The sequence below is a fragment of the Micromonospora sp. KC721 genome (genome assembly GCF_004348355.1).
In the GTDB taxonomy this organism is placed as follows: Bacteria; Actinomycetota; Actinomycetes; order Mycobacteriales; family Micromonosporaceae; genus Micromonospora.
In genome coordinates, this window is record NZ_SMJY01000296.1 from 1 (window position 1) to 5,099 (window position 5,099).

5 protein-coding genes are annotated in these 5,099 nt (G+C 67.8%); 3 read left to right on the top strand and 2 right to left on the bottom strand.

Translation table 11 applies throughout. From position 1 onward, the window contains the following. Positions 1-589 precede the first annotated feature (589 nt). Positions 590-2,098, bottom strand: a complete 1,509-nt coding sequence (locus E1182_RS29055; protein ID WP_207921563.1) for a peptide deformylase — start codon at positions 2,096-2,098, stop codon at positions 590-592. Between the two features lie 118 nt (positions 2,099-2,216). Beyond that, on the bottom strand, positions 2,217-2,585 hold the full coding sequence (locus E1182_RS29060; protein WP_207921564.1) for a GntR family transcriptional regulator: 369 nt from the start codon (positions 2,583-2,585) through the stop codon (positions 2,217-2,219). A 144-nt stretch (positions 2,586-2,729) separates the two neighbouring features. On the opposite strand from E1182_RS29060, the gene E1182_RS29065 reads away from it, so the two are divergent. The 3 genes from E1182_RS29065 to E1182_RS29075 all read left to right on the top strand — a co-directional run. Next, on the top strand, positions 2,730-3,128 hold the full coding sequence (locus E1182_RS29065) for a transcriptional regulator (protein ID WP_132270921.1): 399 nt from the start codon (positions 2,730-2,732) through the stop codon (positions 3,126-3,128). Next, entirely contained in the window at positions 3,128-3,349 is a 222-nt protein-coding gene (locus tag E1182_RS29070; RefSeq protein ID WP_132270922.1) for a hypothetical protein, read from the top strand. The genes E1182_RS29065 and E1182_RS29070 overlap by 1 nt, the downstream gene beginning before the upstream one ends. Before the next feature lie 260 nt (positions 3,350-3,609). After that, the coding region (locus E1182_RS29075; RefSeq protein ID WP_132270923.1) for an FtsK/SpoIIIE domain-containing protein at positions 3,610-5,099 on the top strand (1,490 nt) is incomplete at its 3' end.

Below are 5,099 nucleotides of genomic sequence, written 5' to 3' on the forward strand. Positions count from 1 at the left end.
CCGCCCCTCCCTCCCGCTCACCCCTTCCCCACCTCGGACCCGAGAGCAGCCGACGGATTCCATTCGGCAACTCGACTCGACCGACCGCAGACCGGTCCGCGGTGAGACGTCACGGGTAGGAAGAGACGGTAGGGAGACGTTGTCGTCCTGGTCCCGGTCGACCTTCGGGACTCGTCACCGGGTCACCTTGCTGACCCAGGGGTGACGCGCGGGGCGGGGCGTGGGGTTCGGGCCGGCTGACTTTCCGCCCCGGCGCAGTGGCGCCGGGGCGGCGGCTCCGTAGGAGCCGGTTGCCGCGCCCCGGCCCGCGCCGCGCGGAGCGCCTTGATCTAAGTACAGGCCAATTCGGCAACAGATCACAGGCAGCTCCGAGCCGACCAAGGCCACCACGACACCACCAACCGCCGCGGCACCTTCCACCCCGCGACGACATCCAACCCCCGGCCGCTGGCATCGGCGTCCCGTCCGGCACAAGCTGCCGTGGGCACCCCCGCCAGCCCGCTACGGATTCCTCCCGCTGTCCTGGTACGTCATCAGCCGCGCGCTCTACGCCCACGTACGGCCGACTCCGCCCTCTCCCGCCTCTCCCCTACTGAGACCACGCCTTACCAGTGCCCTTGTACTGCGACACGGGGATGGGAGACACACCGTCGCGCATCTTGGCGCGGTAGAGGATGCCGTACACGTGGTCGATCTCGTGCTGCACCAGACGGGCGACTCCGCCGGTGAACGCGGTAATGCGGGTGGTGCCGTCGATGTCCTGGTGCTCGACCTCGATGCCGCGGGGCCTGGGCACCATCCCCCGGACGTCGAAGAAGCTCAGGCATCCCTCGTACTGCTCGTCGGTGTCGGGAGTTTCCGCGATTACCCTTGCGTTCAACAAGGTGATGACCTGGCCGTCCGGGGTCCGCACGAGGCTGGCGTTCCGGCTGATCCCGACTTGCGGCGCCGCGATGCCCATGCCCTTGGCGAACTCATGTACCTGCGCGGCCCGCTCCATCGTGGAGGACAACTGCGCGATGACCCGGCGGGCATCCTCTGACTCGGCCGGCAGGTCGAACCGGCGGGTTTCAGTCGTCAGTACCGGATCGCCTTCCTGCACGATCCCGATCTGCTGCATTTGATCGCTCGGGGCGAGCGTGTCCACCTGGTCCTCCTTCGCGGTTGCTGCCTTGAAACGCCACGCGATGCGGAACCGCGTGTGCAAGGGCGGCTCGGTGGTCGCCCAGGTGAACGTGACGGTCTCACCGTCGCTGTCCCTCGTGATCGGCGTACGGAAGGCCGACGGCTCGGCGGTCATCGACGTCTCCGTACCCCATGCGACGGGATCAAGGTCCGCGGGAAGGGTGAGAGACAGGCTCAGGCGCCGGGTGGGCAGCCGGATAGCGCGCTGCCACCATGGCCCCCACTTGTGCGCCGAGACGGTGTAGACGTACTCGATCCAGCGCTCTTCGCCCGGGTAGAGCGGGAAGCGGCCATCCTGGTTCTCGAACTGCAACCAGACCTCTTTGAAGGCGTCCCGGTCGTGCATGATCGTCCACGCCATCGGCTCGCCTGCGCACTGTGCGGTGAGGTTGATTTCCTCCCAGGTGAGCGGGTCGCTTCGGTATAGCTGGTTCGAGCGCTCAGGATCACCGGGGTATCGGTCGACCGCAACGCGAACCAGGTAACGGGTGACCGGCTCGGTCCCGACGTTACGCAGCAACCGGCGCACCCGTGTGCGGTAGACACCGTCGGCCAACGTGAGTTCGGCGTGCTCGTGCTCCACCACCAGCGCCGTACCTGGTGCGGTCTGGGGGTCGGCCACCGCTGCCTCGGGCCGGCGCTGAGTGGGTGCCGGATGAGCCTGCGTCGCAGCGTGAAGGTCACGCCAACGCCGGATGAGTGCCTGCCCGGCCTTCAACCCCCGATCGGCGCTCTCCGCGAAGTCTCGGCTCGGAACGATGGTGCCGCCTTCGACCTTGCTGATGTACGAGGGGGTGTAACCCACCAGCCCGGCAAGGGCCTTCTGGGAGTAGCCCGCGACCTCACGCCAGTGACGCAGCTCCGCGACGAAAGCGGCGTGTTCCTCGGACAACTGTTCCCGGTCCTGGTTCACCGGCGGCCCTCCCCGTAGCCCTGTGAATGGAATGAACGACGGTTGATCGCTGGTCACCCTGTCGGCAACCGTCTTTCACGCGCTGTCATGGCGGCATGCCAAAGACAGCAAGCGAAGCTCAGCGCTTGGTACGGCGGGAGCCCTCCAGCGCAGCAACGCGCGCCTGGAGGTCGGCCAGGTCCGCACTCTGCTTCTCCACGATGTCCGCCAGCTCGGCCAACCGAACCGACACGTCAGGTGCCGGCCGATGCTGCTGGCCGGTGACGAACACTCCCCGTCCCTGCCAGGACTCGACCAGACCCTCATCCCGAAGCAGGCCGATGGCTCCGGTGACGGTCATCAACGCCACCCCGTACTGCTTCGCCAGCTCCCGGCCGGACGGCAGCTTTGCGCCTGGCTCGTACTCGCCGTTCTGCACCGCGCGCCGCAGGTCATCCGCGATCTGCACGTACGGAGGCCGCGGGTCGTTCGGGTTCACCTCTCCCACGGGGACAGCTTACCCAGAGCGACCTAGAACTCCCGCAAAGTCGATCAGAGGTTAGGACTAGACTGAACTAGGTCGCACTAGTACAGTCGGTTTCAGCTCCGACGGTTACCGCCGTCAAGAAGACATCAACAACAGGAGGAAACGATGGCCCTCAGGGGTGGTACGCGGTTCTCGGTGCCGTTCGAGGCGGTGTTCCCGCATGGTGCGGTGTTCGTGCCGGACTCGATTGCGGAGGCGCAGGACTTCAACGAGGCGACGCGGCAGCGGACGCCGTCGAAGGACAAGTTGACGGGTCAGCGGGTGTGGCAGTGCCGGGTGATGGACATGGACCCGGAGTTGGGGTCGCGGTCGCGTGAGGTGTCGATCAAGATCTTGTCGGATGTGCAGCCGGTGCCGCCGGTGGGGCCGTTCCAGCCGGTGGAGTTCGAGAACCTGACGGTGACCCCGTATGTGGGTAGCAACGGGCGGCTGGCGTTCTCGTACCGGGCGTCCGCGCTGGTGGCGCCGAAGACCCTGGCGGAGTCGCGCGGGAAGGCTGCCTGATGAGCGCCGCCCCGTACCTGTCGGCGGGTGTGCACATCGACCCCGACACGTCGCTGTCGTTCCGGTCGCACCCGGACGACAACCGGGTGGTGGTACTGCTCGGTGACCACGGCGTGCAGGTGGCGGTGTTCCTGCCCCGCGCGGAGTTGGACCGTCTCGCGGGTGTCATCGCTGAGGCGCAGGAGTCCTTGTCGGCGTCGGCCGTAAAGGTGGCGGCCTGATCTCTCGTGGTACGCGGGGCGGTCTCGGCCCTAGGAAAGCTTGACCGCCCCGCTGCCCTTACCAAATTCCTCTCGGCCTGGAAGGGCAGGTTCATCATGCCAACTTCTCTGGACTGGACGCGCGGCGCGGGTGCCGGCGATCCGGTTCCGTGTGTGATCTGCGGGAAGCCGGCCATCTGTCGGAGTCCTGCCGGTAAGCCGGTGCACAAGGTCTGCGCGGAGGCGTGGACCGAGCAGCACTCCCGCAAGGCGGTGGCGTGATGGTGCGCGCTCCGCTGGTCAATTTCCGCCGGTTCCAGATCACCGCGCCGTGGCCGGTGGTGTGGACGGCTACCGGCCTGTTCCTGTTGTTCCGCCTGGTCGTGGCGGTGGTGCGTCTCGCCGGGTTCGCGGTGAAGCGCTGGCGGGCCTGGCCGGTCGTCGCCCTGGTCCTAGTCGCCGTCGATGTCTACGGGGATCACGGGTGGTGGCCCCACCTCCTGGTCCTCGGCGTGCTCGCCGCTGGGGGCGGTGTGTGGTGGTGGCGTGCCCGGGACTCGTTCCACCGCCTGGTCGTTCTGCGGTTGGTGTCGTGGTGGCGGCGGTTGTGGGTGTATCGGCGTCAGTGGCACGAGGTCATGTCGCTGTGTGGGCTGGTGAAGAAGTACGACGGTGGCGAGAAGGTCCCGGCGCTGCTGTCGGTGCGCTGCTCCTACGCCACCGATGAGCTGGTGGTGCGGATGCCGAAGGGTCAGAACCCGGAGGTGTACCAGAAGGCGGCGCGGGATCTGGCGTACTCGTTCGGTACCCGTCACTGCCGGGTGTTCTCCGGTCGTCGCACCGCCGCTCCGCACCGTTCGGGCCGCCTCGCGTGGCTGCTGCGCATGGTCGACCGGGTCCGCTTCCGGGACCGGCCGCGTCATGTGTGGTTGGTGTTCATCCGCCGTGACCCACTGACCCGGGTCGTCTCCCCGCTGCCCGTGCCAACCCGGCCGGACTTCACGGCGCTGCCGCTCGGGCTGCGGGAGGACCTGGCCGTCTACTGCCTGCGGCTGCTCGCCACCCACGTCCTCATCGGTGGCGCGACCCGAATGGGCAAGGGTTCGGTGATCTGGTCGCTCATCCGTTCGCTTGCCGCCGGTATCCGCTCGGGCCTGGTGCGGGTGTGGGCGATCGACCCGAAGGGCGGCATGGAACTGGCGATCGGGCGGCCGTTGTTCTCCCGTTACGTCGATGACGACTGGCACCGCATGGCCGACCTCCTCGATGACGCTGTGGCTCGGATGCGGGCGCGTCAGCAGATCCTGCGGGGCAAGGCCCGGGTCCACACGCCGACGGTGGATGAACCGTTGATCGTCGTCGTCATCGATGAGATCGCCGCCCTGCTGGCGTATCTGCCTGACAGCGAGATCCGCAACCGGATCGCGCAATCGCTGGGGTTGCTGCTGTCCCAGGGCGCCGGCCTGGGTGTTCTGGTCGTCGCCGCCACCCAGGACCCCCGCAAGGAAGTCGTGACCGTTCGGGACCTGTTCCCCACCCGCATCGCCCTCGGCCTAACCGAACGTGGCCACGTCGATCTGCTCCTCGGTGACGGCGCCCGCGACCGCGGAGCCCTCGCCGATCAGATCCCGCTCTCGGGTAAGGGCGTCGCCTACGTCCTGCTGGATGACCAGCCTGAACCGGCCCGGGTGCGGTTCTCCTTCATCTCCGACGAGGTGATCCGCGACATGGCCGCCACGTTCCCCGCCCCGGCCGAGGTCCAGCCCGAACC